The following is a 14,264-nucleotide window of genomic DNA, read 5'->3' as shown; positions in this document are numbered from 1 at the left end:
TCAAGCGCCAGTTCCACCGCATGCACGCCCAGCTCTGACGCTAAGATACGGTCAGCCGGCGCAGGCGGACCACCGCGCTGAATATGGCCGAGTAAACACGGCCGGCAGGGCAGGTGGTATTCGGCTTCAAGCTGCTCTGCCAGAGCCACGGCACCACCGGGCCACTGATGTTCACTCAGCACCATGACGTAACTGCCATCGCCACGAATCTTCTGTACCCGCTCAATATGCTTAACCAGCGCCGACACAGTCAGCGGCTTGTCGCTTTGCAGTTCGGGCAGCACCATCCGCTCCGAGCCGGCTGCCATGGCGCTGCTCAGGCCGATGAAACCGGCGTCCCGACCCATAACCTCAACAATAAACACACGGTCCATGGCATCGGCGGTATCGCGGATCTTATCCAGTGCGTCCATGGCAATAGTGACTGCGGTGGCGTAACCGATGGTGGCATCAGTGCCATAGAGGTCGTTGTCGATGGTGCCGGGTACGCCAATGATTTGGCCGTCCCAGAACTGTGCCAGGTGTTCGGCACCGCGGAATGAGCCGTCGCCGCCAATGATAATCAGCGCATCGATGTCCAGTGCATTCAGGTTCGCTGCGGCCTGCTTGCCGGCCTCAGGCTCGGCGAAGCGTTTGCAGCGCGCGCTTTTAATAATGGTTCCGGAATACTGCAGAATATGCAGCACATCATCAGCACAGAGGGGCATATGGTCATTATCCAGCAGGCCCTGATAGCCATGCTTAAATGCAAATACCTCCAGTCCGTAGTGTTCTCCTGCCAGCACCACGGCGCGCAGGGCGGCGTTCATACCCGGGGCATCACCGCCACTGGTTAATACAGCAATCCGTTGAATTTTTGCAGGTGTTGACACCAAACGTACTCCTCTTTTTATTGTTCTGGTAAGCTTATCGAACTTACGTGCAATAACAAGTAGATGGCTAATGAGCGAATCAAAAATATATCGGGTGGACGCAGCGGCAATAACTGACTGGGCGCAAGCATGCGCCAGGCACGCGGGGGCGTCAGCGCAGGTGGCGGCGCATATCGCCCGCTATCTGGTCGCCGGTGATCTGCTCGGGTTTCGTACCCATGGCCTGTTACGCCTGCGCTATAACCTGACTTGTCTGGACAACGGTCAGAGCAAAGCCGCGGGTGAGCCGCTAGTTCTGAACCAACGCTCCGCGGTCCAGCTGTGGGACGCTGACCTGTTACCCGGGCTTTATACCATGCCCAAGGCCATCGAGGCCGCGATTGTTATGGCGAAACAGTGTGGTACTGGCACTGTGGTGATGCGCCGCACCCAGCACGTCGCGGCTTTGGCTGTGTATTTAGAGCAAGCCACTGATGCCGGCATGCTGGTGCAGCTGATGGCCGCGACTCCGGCACAACGGGCGGTCGCACCTTTCGGCGCCAAGTCGGCCTGGTTTTCGCCTAACCCGCTGGCGATTGGCGTTCCGACAACCGGGGCGCCAGTGCTCTTTGATATCAGTTTGTCGATGACCGCAGCCGGTAAAGTTCGCACGGCCATCGCTGAGCAACGCCAGCTGCCGTACGCGGCATTAATTACCGCGGCGGGCGATTACACCTGTGACCCTAATACATTTCTCGCGGATCCGCCCAGCGTACTGGCACCACTTGGCGGCGAGCAGCTTGGCTATAAAGGTACCGGGCTAAACCTGTTCAGTGAATTCTGGACCCTAGCATTGAGCCAGTATGGACGTCATCAGGCGAGCGGTGATGGTGATGCGAATACGGTCTGGGTGCAGGTGATTGATCCGGAAGCGTTTGGCGAGGGCGACGAATTTCGCCGTCAGAGCCAGGCGATAGTAACCGGAATGCTGGAAACCCAGGCCATTGATCCGGCTAAACCGGTGCGGGTGCCGGGCAGCGGGGCGCTGGCGGCACGTCAGCGGCAACTGGAGCAGGGCGTGGAATATACGGCTGCGGTGTGGAGGCAGTTGCAGTGGTGTGCAGAACACTGTCAGCAACCATTGCCTGAACCACGGGTAACTCCGGAATAGCGAGTTGATCAGGGCTGCAGGCGTTGGATGGTCCAGCTATCGGCTGTTTTGGTGTAGGTAAAGCGATCATGTAACCGGTGACGCCCGCCTTGCCAGAATTCAAAGCGGCTGGGTTTAATTTTGTAGCCACCCCAGTTCTTTGGAGTCGGAATTGCCACGTCCCTGTATTTTTCGGCCAGTTGCTGGTACCGCTCTTCAAGTTCGTCACGGCCGGCAATTGGTGAACTCTGTGCAGAGGCCAGCGCGCCCAACTGACTGGCCCGGGGGCGGCTGGCGAAATAAGCATCCACCGCATCCTTATCGATTTTCTCAGCACATCCTTCAATGCGTATCTGCCGTTCCATCACCAGCCATGCAAAGTGCATAGCGACTTGTGGATTGGCTTTGATATCCTGGCCCTTTTCGCTGTCGTAATTGGTGTAAAAAATAAAGCCGTCGGGGTCTATCTGCTTCAGCAGAACGGTGCGTTGATGCGGCTGGCCTCCGGCGCTCACTGTTGCCAGTGTGAACGCCGTTGGGTCGGGCAGGCCGGCATGTTCTTTGGCCTGGGTAAACCAGTCCTGAAATTGCAGCATAGGATCGTCATTGAGAATTTCACGGGTTAGCTCTGCTAATTCGTAGTCTCGCCGTAAATCATGCAACTTCATATGTATGCCTCTGTACTTTTTTATTCGTCGGTGTCGGCCGCAAATACCTCTTCGCCGGCCACGTAGGTCGCCAGAACTTTCTGCTGCCAGAGTTTACTCTGATCCTGGGCAAAAGGATCTTGATCCAGAACAATGAAGTCTGCCCATTTGCCTGGTTCCAGCGAGCCTAGCATCTGCTCTTGGTATGCAGCGTAGGCGGCATCAAGAGTGAAGGCGCGGAATGCCTGGGTCAATGTCATGGATTCGTGCGGGTACCAACCCCCGGCAGGCTGGTTATCGCGATCCTGGCGGGTAACAGCAGCATGTAAACCAAAGAAGGGGTCGGCCAGCTCAACCGGGAAATCAGAGCCTGCGGCTATGATTGAGCCCTGATCAAGTAGCGTTTGCCAGGCGTAAGCGCCTTTCATCCGCGCCTTACCTAACCGGTCTTCGGCCATGTTCTTGTCGCTGGTGGCGTGCGTCGGCTGCATCGACGGAATAATATTCAGTTCTTTAAAGCGTTTCAGATCATCCGGGTGAACGACCTGGGCATGCTCAATACGATGGCGCAGGTTACGCCCGCCAATAGTAGCAAAGGCCCGCTCGAACTCATCCAGCGCCAGCCGGTTTGCGCGATCGCCAATAGCATGGGTATTAATCTGAAAGCCCATCGGGATGATGATTTGGTACAGGTCGTGCAGGCGCTCGGGTGGGGTTACCAGCAAGCCAAGCTGCTCTTTGTCATCATGATAAGGCTCAAGCAGGGCTGCACCCCGGCTCCCCAGGGCGCCGTCCGCGTAGATTTTCACGCTGCGCATGGTGAAGCGATCGTCCGGTGTATAAATCGGACCTTCACTGAGAATCGACAGTAATTCCGGCTCGTTGGCGCTGAGCATGGCATAAACCCGCATCGGCATCTCGCCCGCGGCTGCCATCTCACGATATAGTTGCAGATTAACGGCATCAACGCCGGCGTCATGCACGTTAGTAATGCCGCGGGCAAGCAGGTGTTCAAATGCCAGTTGCAGGGCACTGCGCTGCTGTTCCTTTGTTGGTTGCGGAATGGCTTTTTCGACCAGAGCCATGGCGTTATCTATCAGCACGCCGGTCGGATGGCCACGTTTGTCACGGATGATCTCGCCACCTTCCGGGCTTACTGTTGACGCATCGATGCCAGCCAGTTCCAGCGCTTTGCTGTTGGCCCAGCCAGCGTGACCATCAACCCGGGTCAGCCACACAGGCTGTTCGTTTATTGCTTCATCCAGCGCTTCAGCAGTGGGAAACTCCCTTACTGTCCAGTTCTCCTGGTTCCAGCCGCGCCCCATAATCCAGCCTTCAACAGCTGCTTGCTCGCTGAAAGCTTTGACTTGTTGTACAGCTTCCTCAACTGAGGTTGCGTCACGCAAATCTGCCAGTTGCAGGTTCTGACCCAAACCCAGCACATGGCCATGGGCGTCAATGATACCGGGCAGCAGTGTTTTACCCTGCAGGTCAACTTCAGCATCTATCAGGGGTCTGAAATAGCTTACCGAGCTGGCGGTGCCAATTGCTGCAACCTTGCCATCGCGGACCAGCATGGCGCTGAAGCGGCGTAGCTTAGCGTCGGCTCCCGGTGGTCCGGTCAGGGTATAGCCATTAAAGTTGTGAAGAAGAATAGTTTGCGCCTGAGCCGCACCAGTTAGCAGCAAATTTGCAACAATTAACAAAATTCCGAATGAGCGCATAATATATTATCAACCTGTTGTTTTGTATTGTGTTTTAAAGCTCTATTCTCAGTGGTACAACCTATAGTTACAAGCGTGGCTCTAATTTGCTGTTAACATAGAATTACAAATTGAGAACACACACTATGCAAATGATCTGCAATCAGTGTACAATAGTCTCATTAATTTTGGGAATGAAACTTGCGCCAAGGGCCCTATGAAAATTCTAATAATCGACCAGCAGTTCTTTATTCGCGCAGGGCTAATCCAGCTAATCACCAGTTACACGTCAGATGTTGCAATTTACGAGGCACCGAATTTTGAGTTGGCAAAGGAATATTTACGGCATCAAAGCAACTACAATCTGATTTTTCTTGATATGGATCTGCCAGACGCCGAAATCCGGCCGACCCTTGCGACCATCAAGAAAATGGCGCCCGCCGCTCATATTGTCTTGTTCAGCTGGCCGCGACCGTTGTCGGACATTCGCCAGTCGCTGGCCGCCGGCGTCCGCAGTTACCTGCCGAAGGACGCAACAGCAGAAGAGGCCAAGCAGGCGATTCGCATTCTGCTGCAGAATGACCGCTATCTGCCTGATGAATCGCGACTTAATGATAACTTTAACCGTCAGGGTAGCGCAGAGAACTTCTTATCGCCACGTCAGTTAGAAATCATGCAATTGTTGGCGCAGGGGCTATCGAATAAAGAAATTGCAACTATTCTCGGAATTACCGAAGGCACTATACGAGTCCATTTATCTGCTATCTTTAAAGCGATTAAAGTATCGAACCGCACCGAAGCGACGCTTTGGTATTTATTGAGGCAGAAACGACTGGTGAGCTAGCATGCTGGACCTGCAAGACGTTTTGCAGTCACTGGAACAACGCAAAAAAGCGCCAACTGAGCTATGGGATCCCCCCTATTGTGGCGAGTTGCCGATCCGCATAGATGAAGAGGGGAACTGGTACTATCAGAACTCCCGTATCCAGCGGATAGAGCTGGTCCGGTTGTTCGCCTCAGTGCTGGCTCGAGAAGACGATTGCTATTACCTGATTACCCCCGCCGAAAAAGTTAAAATCACCGTAGCAGATGCGCCTTTTCTGATCGTAGGCTGGGACTATATCAGTGACACTGAGCCCCGGGTTATGCAACTTACTACGAATATCGGCGATCAGCTACCGCTGTCGCCCGCCCACCCCGTGATTCTGCAAGACAATTACCCCTATATTGATATGGGACAGGGGCTATTGGCTAAGGTGCATCGTAATGTTTATTATCAGTGGCTTGAGTCCGTTGCGAAAGAACCCGAAGACGGGACTAAAAAGCTTATAATTCAAAGTGCTGGCCAGTCATTCGTGATAGGCGAACTGCCTGCCTGATTTGCGCGTTTCAGCATCCTGGGATATGATGCGCAGCCAGTCTTCTGTGGAGTTTGACACCGATTTATGAAACCGATTACGGTCACTTTGGCGCAACTCGATTTTACTGTAGGTGCCATTACTAAAAACACCGATACGATAATCCGCACTCTGGCTGATCATAAGCAGTCAGATATTGTTATTTTCCCAGAGCTCGCTATCACCGGTTATTCGCCGGAGGATTTGCTGTTCCGTCCTGACTTTCAACGCCGTGTTAGTGAATCCCTGCAGCAAATTGCTGATGCCGCGGTCGATAACCTGGCCGTAGTCGGGCACCCCCATTGCGTTGGTGATGAACTTTTTAACAGCGTATCGGTGCTGCACCGCGGCAAATGTCTGGCTCGCTATCATAAACATCGCCTGCCGCAATATGGTGTCTTTGACGAGCAGCGCTATTTTATTCCTGGCCATGAGTCTTGTGTTTTCAGCTGGCAGGGGCATCGGATTGGTCTGGTGATCTGTGAAGATTTATGGCGCGCGGACGCTTTACGTGAGCTGACCGCTATCGGTATCGACTGGGTGATTAGCATTAACGCCTCACCCTTTGAGTTCGAAAAGCATAAGCAGCGCGTCACCATGATTAAGCAGCGGGCACAGGAAGCCAACTGTCCTATTGTTTACGTTAATAACTGCGGTGGCCAGGACGAGCTGGTATTTGATGGCCATTCATTTGTAATGATGCCGGATGGTAAGTTGCAGGCTGAACTGCCGCACTGCCGCCCTTGCTGCGCCTCACTGAGGTTTGACAAGTCAGGGATCACTCTGCTGGATGACCTGCCGATGGATCATCCAAATGAGAGCCTGGCCGAAGTCTACCAGGCCCTGGTACTGTCGATTCGCGATTATGTCCAGAAGAACGGTTTTAAAGGTGTCCTGTTTGGTTTGTCGGGCGGCATTGACTCAGCCCTGACCTGCGCGCTGGCGGCTGAGGCTTTAGGAAAGGAACACGTCCATGCGGTGATGATGCCCTTCCGTTACACCTCCGAAATCAGTATTGAAGATGCCTTGCAGCAGGCAAAGAATCTCGGCATTCAGTACGACAATATTCCCATCGAGCCAATATACAACAGCTTTATGCAGCAGTTGGAGCCGGTGCTTGCCGGCACTATGGCTGATATCACCGAAGAGAATCTGCAAGCCCGCAGCCGCGGGACTATACTGATGGCGATCTCGAATAAAACCCGTGCACTGGTGCTCAGCACCGGCAACAAAAGTGAACTGGCCGTTGGTTATTGCACCTTGTACGGGGATATGTGCGGTGGCTTTTCACCGCTAAAAGATGTTCCTAAAATGATGGTCTATGCACTGGCAGATTACGCCAACCGTAACGGCGAGGTAATTCCGCAGCGCGTTATCGACCGGCCACCATCGGCTGAGCTGGCCCCGGATCAGAAAGACGAAGACTCACTGCCGCCTTATCCGGTGCTGGATAAGATTATCAGCCTGTATGTCGAGCAAGACTGGAGTCCGCAGGCAATCGTTGATTCCGGCTTCAACCGGGCTGACGTATTCCGGGTGGTGAGGCTGATCGACATCAACGAATTTAAACGTCGTCAGGCTGCGACGGGGCCAAAAATTACGGCGCGGAACTTTAGTAAGGATCGCCGTTATCCGATCACCAACCACTTTCACTTTGAGCAGGAACGCCAGCTTGTTGAGGAGGCTAAGAAATGAAGAAAATAGAAGCCATTATAAAACCCTTCAAACTGGATGATGTGCGCGAGGCACTCTCAGAAGTCGGGATTGCGGGAATGACAGTATCCGAGGTCAAAGGCTTTGGTCGCCAGAAAGGGCATACCGAACTGTACCGCGGGGCCGAATACATGGTCGATTTTCTGCCAAAGGTCAAACTTGAGATCGTCGTTTCAGATGACCAGGTTGAGCGTTGTATCGATGCCATTATGGAAACAGCGCAAACCGGTAAAATCGGAGACGGTAAGATATTTGTCACCACGGTTGAACGGGTTATCCGAATTCGGACTGGAGAGGAAAACGAAGACGCAGTGTAACCACTGCGTCTTATGTGGGCTTATTAGCGGTTAACGCCATTAGTTAGCGCCATTAGTTAACGCAAGTAAGGGCTGTCAGGGAAGTTCTGACGTAATGTCGCCAGAGCGTTATCGCGCAAATCGTTCAGCTGGAGGCGGCCATAGCTGTCTGCCATTATTTTCAGGGCTTGTTCTGCTTCAGGCGTATCGCTGTAATACTCGAGTACGTATTTACCGCGATTCGCCGCCGCCAGATAGGCTTCGCGGGTAATATAATATTCCGCCACTGCCAGTTCATAGCGCGCCAGTCGGCTTTTAATTCCAACCATACGCTGTTGCGCGTCAGCTGCATATTTACTGTCCGGGAAACGGCGCAGTAACTGGGCAAAGTCATTAAAAGCTTCTTTAGCCTTGCTCGGATCCCGATCGGAACGGTCGATTCCCGCCAACTCCTGGATCGCGTTGTAATCAGCCCGCTGATTCACCAGACCACGCATGTAAAGCACATAGTCTAAGTCATGATGATTGGGGTTTAGCCGGCTGAAGCGGTCGATAGCGGCCAGCGCTTTATCAATATCAGCCAGTTTGTAGTAGACGTAAATCAAGTCAAGCTGCACCTGGTGGGCTAGTGGCCCGAAGGGGTAGCGGGTAGACATTGACTTCAGCGTTTGAGCAGCCGTGCTGTAATTGCCTGCGGCAATGCTGCTTCGCGCCCGCTCATAGGTTGCCTGAGCATCGTTTAAGGGCTCTACGGCGGTGGTGTCTTCAGGAGTACCAGAGCACCCGCTCAAATAGATGCTTGCAAGACAAGCCAGAATAATTCGCAGTTTCATATGATGTTATTCTAATCTCAGTTAATTTAATTTTTTGGTGGTCAATACACCAAACAGGTACACTAGCAGTTCATTAAACGCATTCTAACGCAGCAACGGCTGCTTTCACAGGTCCATAACATATTTTATGAGTGAACAGATTGTACTGACCGGAGTTATTCCGGCCCACGCCAACGGTAAACGGTTGGACCAGGCACTTGCGGAGTTGTTCCCCGACTACTCGCGTTCGAGATTAAAAAACTGGATTACCGACGGTCTGGTAACCGTAGACGAGCAGGTTGTTGACCGGCCGCGGGAAAAAGTGCTGACTGGAATGGACATTCAGGTCAAGGCCGAAATCGAAGAAGAGCAACGGTACAGCGCTCAGCCCATCGACCTCAATATCGTTTATGAAGATGACCATATCCTGATTATCAACAAGCCCGCCGGGCTGGTTGTGCACCCGGGTGCGGGCAAACCTGATGGCACCTTGCTAAATGCCTTATTGCATTATTATCCGCCGATCGATCAGGTGCCCCGTGCAGGTATTGTCCATCGGCTGGACAAAGATACTACTGGCCTGATGGTCGTAGCTAAGACAATTCCGGCACAGACTTATCTGGTGGCTGCGATGCAGGGCCGGGAGATAACCCGGGAATACGAAGCCGTGTGTAACGGTGCTATGACTGCCGGTGGCCTGGTTGATGAACCCATCGGGCGGCACGCGACTAAGCGCACGCACATGGCCGTAGTGCCTTCAGGTCGGCCGGCAGTGACGCATTATCGGGTCTCAGAACGCTTCCGGGCGCACACACATTTGCGGCTGCGGCTGGAAACCGGGCGAACCCACCAGATTCGTGTGCATATGGCGCATATTCGCCACCCGCTGGTTGGTGATCTTACTTATGGTGGTCGGCCGCGGCCGCCCCAGCAGGCTTCTGCCGAGTTGCTGGAAACGCTGCAGACCTTTAAGCGTCAGGCGCTACATGCCGCGCGTCTGTCACTGCATCACCCCATCACCGGTGAGTGGTTAAGCTGGGATGCACCCACGCCGCCTGATTTTGTCGAGTTGCTTGCTCAGTTGCGGCGTGACCGGCAAGCGCATCCCCATGATTAAGAGCGGCCCATCGGGGGATTATCTTATTCCCGACTGGCAGTTGCCTGATGGCATTTCTGCGGCAGTCTCAACCGTGACATCGCCGGGTAATCTGGCTGCACATGTGTTGGCCGAACCAGCATCGGTTATCCGGCATCGCCGACAGCTTGTGCGGGATTTGTCCTTGCCTTGTGCACCGCGCTGGCTACAGCAGTATCATGGCGCTGTTGCTGGCAACTTCGCTGAAATTGCCTCAGGTGCCCCTGCAGACGCTATCTTTAGCCGCCAGCCAGCGTCTGTATGCGCGGTATTAACGGCTGACTGCCTGCCCGTTCTACTGGTTAGTCGCGATGGCAGTGAAATAGCGGCGGTACATGCTGGCTGGCGCGGCCTGGCCGCGGGCGTAATCGAAAATACGCTGCAGCAATTGCGCAATGACAATGCCGACGTGAGAGCCTGGGTTGGGCCTGCAATAACACTCCCGTATTTTGAAGTTGGCTCTGATGTTTACGAGGTGTTCGCTGTTCGAGGGCTTGCGGACAGTAAGAACTTTTTGCCGCAACCACAGGATAAATGGTTTGCCGATCTGCCCGATCTTGCCCGGCGGGTCCTAAATCGTGCCGGCGTTAATGATGTTACCCTCAGCGGCTTATGCACCTATAGCGATGACCGCTGGTATTCCTATCGCCGGACTCCTGTTGCCGGGCGCTTTGCTTCTCTGATCTGGAAAAATTAAACCTGCCCGCTCTTGAAATTGCCTAAATATTACCCACATTAAGTAACAGGTTATATGAAACTTTCTGAGGTAGTTTTTATGCGATTTGACCAACTCACAAACAAATTTCAGCTTGCCATCGCTGATGCTCAGTCGCTGGCGCTAGGCCGTGATCACCAGTTTATTGAACCCGTGCACGTGATGCAGGCTTTGCTTAATCAGGACGGCGGTACGCTGCGGCCCTTGTTGACCTTGTTACAGATCGATATAGCGAGCCTGCGGGCCCAGCTCGCCGAGGCGCTTGACAATCTGGCTCAGGTTGAAGGCACCGGCGGTGAAGTTCAGGTTTCAGCGGCCACCAGCACCTTACTGAATCTCTGCGATAAGTACGCCCAAAAACGCAATGATCAGTACATTTCATCAGAGCTTTTTGTGCTTGCTGCCACTGAAGACAAAGGCAAACTTGGCAGCATCCTGAAGCGGCTGGGAATTACCCGCGATAAAGTAGAAAAAGCGATTGAGCAGGTGCGCGACGGGCAGACCGTGCGTGATCAAAATGCTGAGGATCAGCGTCAGGCGCTGGATAAATACACCATTGACCTCACGGAACGGGCCGAGCAGGGTAAACTGGATCCGGTGATTGGTCGTGACGAAGAGATCCGCCGCACCGTGCAGGTGCTGCAACGCCGCACCAAGAATAATCCGGTACTAATAGGTGCTCCCGGTGTTGGTAAAACCGCTATTGTTGAAGGGCTGGCGCAACGTATCGTCAACGGTGAAGTACCTGAGGGCCTGAAGAATAAGCGCGTACTGTCGCTGGATCTCGGTGCCCTGCTGGCCGGGGCAAAATACCGCGGAGAATTTGAAGAGCGTCTGAAAGCTGTACTTAACGAGCTGTCCAAAGAAGAAGGCCGTGTGATTCTGTTCATCGATGAATTGCACACCATGGTCGGTGCCGGTAAGGCCGAGGGCGCTATGGATGCCGGTAACATGCTGAAACCGGCGCTGGCGCGCGGCGAACTGCATTGTGTGGGCGCGACCACGCTCGATGAATACCGGAAATTTATCGAAAAAGACGCCGCGCTTGAACGCCGCTTCCAGAAAGTTCTGGTCGATGAGCCCTCGGTAGAGGACACAGTCGCTATTCTGCGTGGCCTTAAAGAAAGATATGAAGTGCATCACTCGGTGCAGATAACAGACCCGGCGATTGTCGCCGCAGCATCGCTGTCCCATCGTTATATCAGCGACCGGCAGTTACCTGATAAGGCTATTGATCTGATTGATGAAGCCGCCTCGAGCATTCGTATTCAGATCGATTCGAAGCCGGAAGAGCTGGATCGTCTGGATCGGCGCATCATTCAGTTGCAGCTTGAACAAAAGGCATTGCAGAAAGAAGAGGATGAAGCCAGCCGCAAGCGGCTTGAGAACATTGAAGATGATCTCAAGGATCTGCAACGTAAGTATGCGGAACTTGAAGAAGTCTGGTTATCTGAAAAAGCTTCAGTGCAGGGCGCCCAGAATATAAAGGCGCAGATAGAACAAGCTAAAACCGATCTGGACATCGCGCGTAGGGCGGGTGACCTGAACCGTATGTCTGAACTGCAGTATGGTCGCATTCCCGAGCTTGAGCGGCAACTCGAGACAGCAGTTGAGTCGGAAGGGCAAGCCATGACGCTGCTGAAGAACAAGGTCACTGAAGAAGAGATAGCCGAAGTACTGTCTCGCTGGACCGGCATACCTGTCAGTAAAATGCTCGAAGGTGAACGGGAAAAATTGCTGCAGATGGAAGATCAGTTGCACGCACGCGTCATCGGGCAGGACGAAGCCGTTACGTCAGTGGCAAATGCTATTCGCCGGTCCCGAGCCGGCTTATCGGATCCGCAGCGGCCTATTGGTTCGTTTCTGTTCCTGGGGCCGACCGGTGTCGGTAAAACGGAACTCTGTAAAGCCCTGGCTAACTTTATGTTTGACACCGACAGTGCCATGGTTCGGATTGATATGTCTGAGTTTATGGAGAAACATTCAGTCGCGCGGCTGGTTGGTGCGCCCCCGGGGTATGTTGGCTATGAAGAAGGCGGTTATCTGACGGAAGCGGTGCGCCGCCGGCCATACTCCGTGTTATTGCTCGATGAGGTTGAAAAAGCGCACCCTGATGTATTCAACATACTGTTGCAGGTTCTGGACGATGGCCGCCTCACTGACGGCCAGGGTCGGACCGTTGATTTCCGTAATACGGTTATCATTATGACGTCCAACCTGGGTTCGGACATGATTCAGGAAAAAGCGCATGAGCAAAGTTATGAGCAGATGAAAGCTGATGTTACCGGCATTTTGCATCATCACTTCCGGCCTGAGTTTTTAAACCGGATCGACGAAACAGTGGTGTTTCATCCGCTGGCGAAAAGCCATATCCGCAATATTGCTCGCATTCAGCTGCAGCGTTTATATGACCGGCTGGCCGAGCGCGACTATCAGGTACAGATCAGTGATGAGGCGCTCGACCTGTTAGCCGCTGAAGGTTTTGATCCGGTATACGGGGCACGGCCACTGAAACGAGCTATACAGCAGCGACTGGAGAACCCACTGGCACAGAAAATATTAGCCGGCGAGCTTATCCCCGGACGCACAATCATCATTGAAAAAGAAGATGATCAGTTATCTATCGGGCAGTAAGCACCGGTTACCTGTGGCTATTTATTGCTATGATTAAGCTATGTTATCCTGTGCGACCCTGATTCATATGGAATCAGGGCGCCAGGTTGTATCGAACTAAGGACGTCAAGATGCCAAATAATAATGAGCAACGAGCCAATAGCAAAGCGCGCGGGATTTTTCTGCTACCCAATTTACTGACCACTGCGGGGCTGTTCTCCGGCTTTTTCGCGATAGTGGCTTCAATGAATAATAACTTTGAGTCTGCTGCTGTGGCGATTTTTGTCGCTATGGTATTCGACGGGCTTGATGGACGGGTAGCACGTTTAACCAATACCGAAAGTGATTTTGGGGCGGAATACGACAGCATGGCTGACATCGTGTCTTTTGGTATGGCGCCGGCGCTGGTTATGTATAACTGGGCATTAGCTGACTTAGGTAAGCTTGGCTGGCTGGCGGCATTTATCTTTGTTGCTGGTGGCGCGCTGCGGCTGGCTCGTTTTAATACTAACCTGGGCAGCGCTGACAAGCGTTACTTCCAGGGTCTGGCCATTCCCAGTGCCGCTGCTGTGGTCTCGGGGGCTGTCTGGGTGGGTAGCAAGTATGGAGTCGACGCCAGCGATGTTAGCTACCTAGCGGCGATACTCACCATTTGTGCCGGCTTATTAATGGTCAGCAATTTCCGTTATCACTCATTTAAAGATGTCGACTGGCGCGGTCGGGTATCCTTTGTGGTTATTCTGTTGGTGGTGCTGGCTTTTGTTATTGTGGCAACTGAACCGTCATTGGTCCTCTTTAGTCTGTTTTTCTTATATGCCTTATCCGGGCCGATCACGACTTACCGGTCAGTGAAGAAATTAAAACTGGAACATGTGATTGGTGACACCGACGAAAGTGAGCAGGACGAAGAACCACACAAGCAGCAAAAACGTTCAGAAAGCAAGCAAAAAGCAGACTCAGACAAGGGTTCTGAATAAAAAATAAGCAAACGATCGGGGAAGCCTGAAAAAGATCTTGCAGGTGCGGCGGAGATCTCTATAATTCGCCGCCGTTGTCACCGATAAGGTGGCGCGGGTTGAGGGATTGTCAGGCACTGTCCGGGCAATAAAAAGATCCGAAAGGATCTTGACCTTAACCGGGGAAAGCGTAAAATACGCATCCCGCTTCAGAAAGAAGCGAACGCTCTTTAACAATATACCAAGCCAAGCAAACTGTGTGGGCACTTACCGGAT

13 protein-coding genes are annotated in these 14,264 nt (G+C 53.1%); 9 read left to right on the top strand and 4 right to left on the bottom strand.

Annotated elements, in window-relative coordinates; all coding sequences use genetic code 11:
• Window positions 1-872 (bottom strand): ATP-dependent 6-phosphofructokinase (locus tag R3196_RS10055; protein WP_318936641.1); only part of this gene is annotated, 872 nt, incomplete at its 3' end.
• Between the two features lie 70 nt (window positions 873-942).
• On the opposite strand from R3196_RS10055, the gene R3196_RS10050 reads away from it, so the two are divergent.
• Window positions 943-2,022 (top strand): Ldh family oxidoreductase, encoded by a 1,080-nt coding sequence (locus R3196_RS10050; protein ID WP_318936640.1) that lies wholly within the window; start codon window positions 943-945, stop codon window positions 2,020-2,022.
• Window positions 2,023-2,030: 8 nt separating this feature from the next.
• On the opposite strand, the gene pdxH is transcribed toward R3196_RS10050, so the two are convergent.
• Both pdxH and R3196_RS10040 read right to left on the bottom strand, forming a co-directional pair.
• Window positions 2,031-2,669 (bottom strand): pyridoxamine 5'-phosphate oxidase, encoded by a 639-nt coding sequence (pdxH, locus tag R3196_RS10045; protein WP_318936639.1) that lies wholly within the window; start codon window positions 2,667-2,669, stop codon window positions 2,031-2,033.
• A gap of 20 nt (window positions 2,670-2,689) precedes the next feature.
• Window positions 2,690-4,372, bottom strand: a complete 1,683-nt coding sequence (locus R3196_RS10040; RefSeq protein WP_318936638.1) for an amidohydrolase — start codon at window positions 4,370-4,372, stop codon at window positions 2,690-2,692.
• Between the two features lie 196 nt (window positions 4,373-4,568).
• On the opposite strand from R3196_RS10040, the gene R3196_RS10035 reads away from it, so the two are divergent.
• The 4 genes from R3196_RS10035 to glnB all read left to right on the top strand — a co-directional run bounded on the left by R3196_RS10035 (window position 4,569) and on the right by glnB (window position 7,778).
• Window positions 4,569-5,195, top strand: coding sequence for a response regulator transcription factor (locus R3196_RS10035; RefSeq protein ID WP_318936637.1), 627 nt, complete (start codon window positions 4,569-4,571; stop codon window positions 5,193-5,195).
• A gap of 1 nt (window position 5,196) precedes the next feature.
• The gene (locus R3196_RS10030; RefSeq protein WP_318936636.1) at window positions 5,197-5,730 is read left to right on the top strand and encodes a DUF1285 domain-containing protein; all 534 of its coding nucleotides are present in this window, start codon (window positions 5,197-5,199) and stop codon (window positions 5,728-5,730) included.
• 66 nt (window positions 5,731-5,796) lie between these two features.
• Window positions 5,797-7,443: an NAD+ synthase gene (locus R3196_RS10025; RefSeq protein WP_318936635.1), complete on the top strand. Its 1,647-nt coding sequence runs from the start codon at window positions 5,797-5,799 to the stop codon at window positions 7,441-7,443.
• Window positions 7,440-7,778: a nitrogen regulatory protein P-II gene (gene glnB, locus R3196_RS10020; protein WP_318936634.1), complete on the top strand. Its 339-nt coding sequence runs from the start codon at window positions 7,440-7,442 to the stop codon at window positions 7,776-7,778. The genes R3196_RS10025 and glnB overlap by 4 nt, the downstream gene beginning before the upstream one ends.
• 56 nt (window positions 7,779-7,834) lie before the next feature.
• Here glnB and R3196_RS10015 read toward each other — a convergent pair whose 3' ends face one another.
• A complete protein-coding gene (locus R3196_RS10015) occupies window positions 7,835-8,590 on the bottom strand; it encodes an outer membrane protein assembly factor BamD (protein WP_318936633.1) in 756 nt (251 codons plus the stop codon).
• A 127-nt stretch (window positions 8,591-8,717) separates the two neighbouring features.
• Here R3196_RS10015 and rluD point away from each other — a divergent pair, with 127 nt between their 5' ends.
• The 4 genes from rluD (at window position 8,718) to pssA (ending at window position 14,009) form a co-directional block, all read left to right on the top strand.
• Window positions 8,718-9,686, top strand: a complete 969-nt coding sequence (rluD, locus tag R3196_RS10010; RefSeq protein ID WP_318936632.1) for a 23S rRNA pseudouridine(1911/1915/1917) synthase RluD — start codon at window positions 8,718-8,720, stop codon at window positions 9,684-9,686.
• A complete protein-coding gene (pgeF, locus tag R3196_RS10005; RefSeq protein ID WP_318936631.1) occupies window positions 9,679-10,401 on the top strand; it encodes a peptidoglycan editing factor PgeF in 723 nt (240 codons plus the stop codon). The genes rluD and pgeF overlap by 8 nt, the downstream gene beginning before the upstream one ends.
• A gap of 78 nt (window positions 10,402-10,479) precedes the next feature.
• Window positions 10,480-13,053, top strand: coding sequence for an ATP-dependent chaperone ClpB (gene clpB / locus R3196_RS10000; RefSeq protein WP_318936630.1), 2,574 nt, complete (start codon window positions 10,480-10,482; stop codon window positions 13,051-13,053).
• Between the two features lie 110 nt (window positions 13,054-13,163).
• Complete coding sequence (gene pssA / locus R3196_RS09995) at window positions 13,164-14,009, top strand: CDP-diacylglycerol--serine O-phosphatidyltransferase (RefSeq protein WP_318936629.1); 846 nt, start codon at window positions 13,164-13,166, stop codon at window positions 14,007-14,009.
• The last annotated feature ends 255 nt before the right edge of the window (window positions 14,010-14,264 follow it).

Origin of the sequence: Pseudidiomarina sp., assembly GCF_033722695.1 — a bacterium.
GTDB lineage: Bacteria > Pseudomonadota > Gammaproteobacteria > Enterobacterales > Alteromonadaceae > Pseudidiomarina.
Note: the sequence above shows the minus strand (reverse complement) of the source record. Positions and strands in the feature narration are given on the sequence as shown.

What these genes read in the sequence shown, in the direction of transcription:
- rluD (WP_318936632.1), top strand. Translation starts at nt 8,718, where the DNA reads ATGAGTGAACAGATTGTACTGACCGGAGTTATTCCGGCCCACGCCAAC.
- glnB (WP_318936634.1), top strand. Translation starts at nt 7,440, where the DNA reads ATGAAGAAAATAGAAGCCATTATAAAACCCTTCAAACTGGATGATGTG.
- R3196_RS10030 (WP_318936636.1), top strand. Translation starts at nt 5,197, where the DNA reads ATGCTGGACCTGCAAGACGTTTTGCAGTCACTGGAACAACGCAAAAAA.
- clpB (WP_318936630.1), top strand. Translation starts at nt 10,480, where the DNA reads ATGCGATTTGACCAACTCACAAACAAATTTCAGCTTGCCATCGCTGAT.
- R3196_RS10035 (WP_318936637.1), top strand. Translation starts at nt 4,569, where the DNA reads ATGAAAATTCTAATAATCGACCAGCAGTTCTTTATTCGCGCAGGGCTA.
- pdxH (WP_318936639.1), bottom strand. Translation starts at nt 2,669, where the DNA reads ATGAAGTTGCATGATTTACGGCGAGACTACGAATTAGCAGAGCTAACC.
- R3196_RS10025 (WP_318936635.1), top strand. Translation starts at nt 5,797, where the DNA reads ATGAAACCGATTACGGTCACTTTGGCGCAACTCGATTTTACTGTAGGT.
- R3196_RS10050 (WP_318936640.1), top strand. Translation starts at nt 943, where the DNA reads ATGAGCGAATCAAAAATATATCGGGTGGACGCAGCGGCAATAACTGAC.
- pssA (WP_318936629.1), top strand. Translation starts at nt 13,164, where the DNA reads ATGCCAAATAATAATGAGCAACGAGCCAATAGCAAAGCGCGCGGGATT.
- R3196_RS10015 (WP_318936633.1), bottom strand. Translation starts at nt 8,590, where the DNA reads ATGAAACTGCGAATTATTCTGGCTTGTCTTGCAAGCATCTATTTGAGC.
- pgeF (WP_318936631.1), top strand. Translation starts at nt 9,679, where the DNA reads ATGATTAAGAGCGGCCCATCGGGGGATTATCTTATTCCCGACTGGCAG.
- R3196_RS10040 (WP_318936638.1), bottom strand. Translation starts at nt 4,372, where the DNA reads ATGCGCTCATTCGGAATTTTGTTAATTGTTGCAAATTTGCTGCTAACT.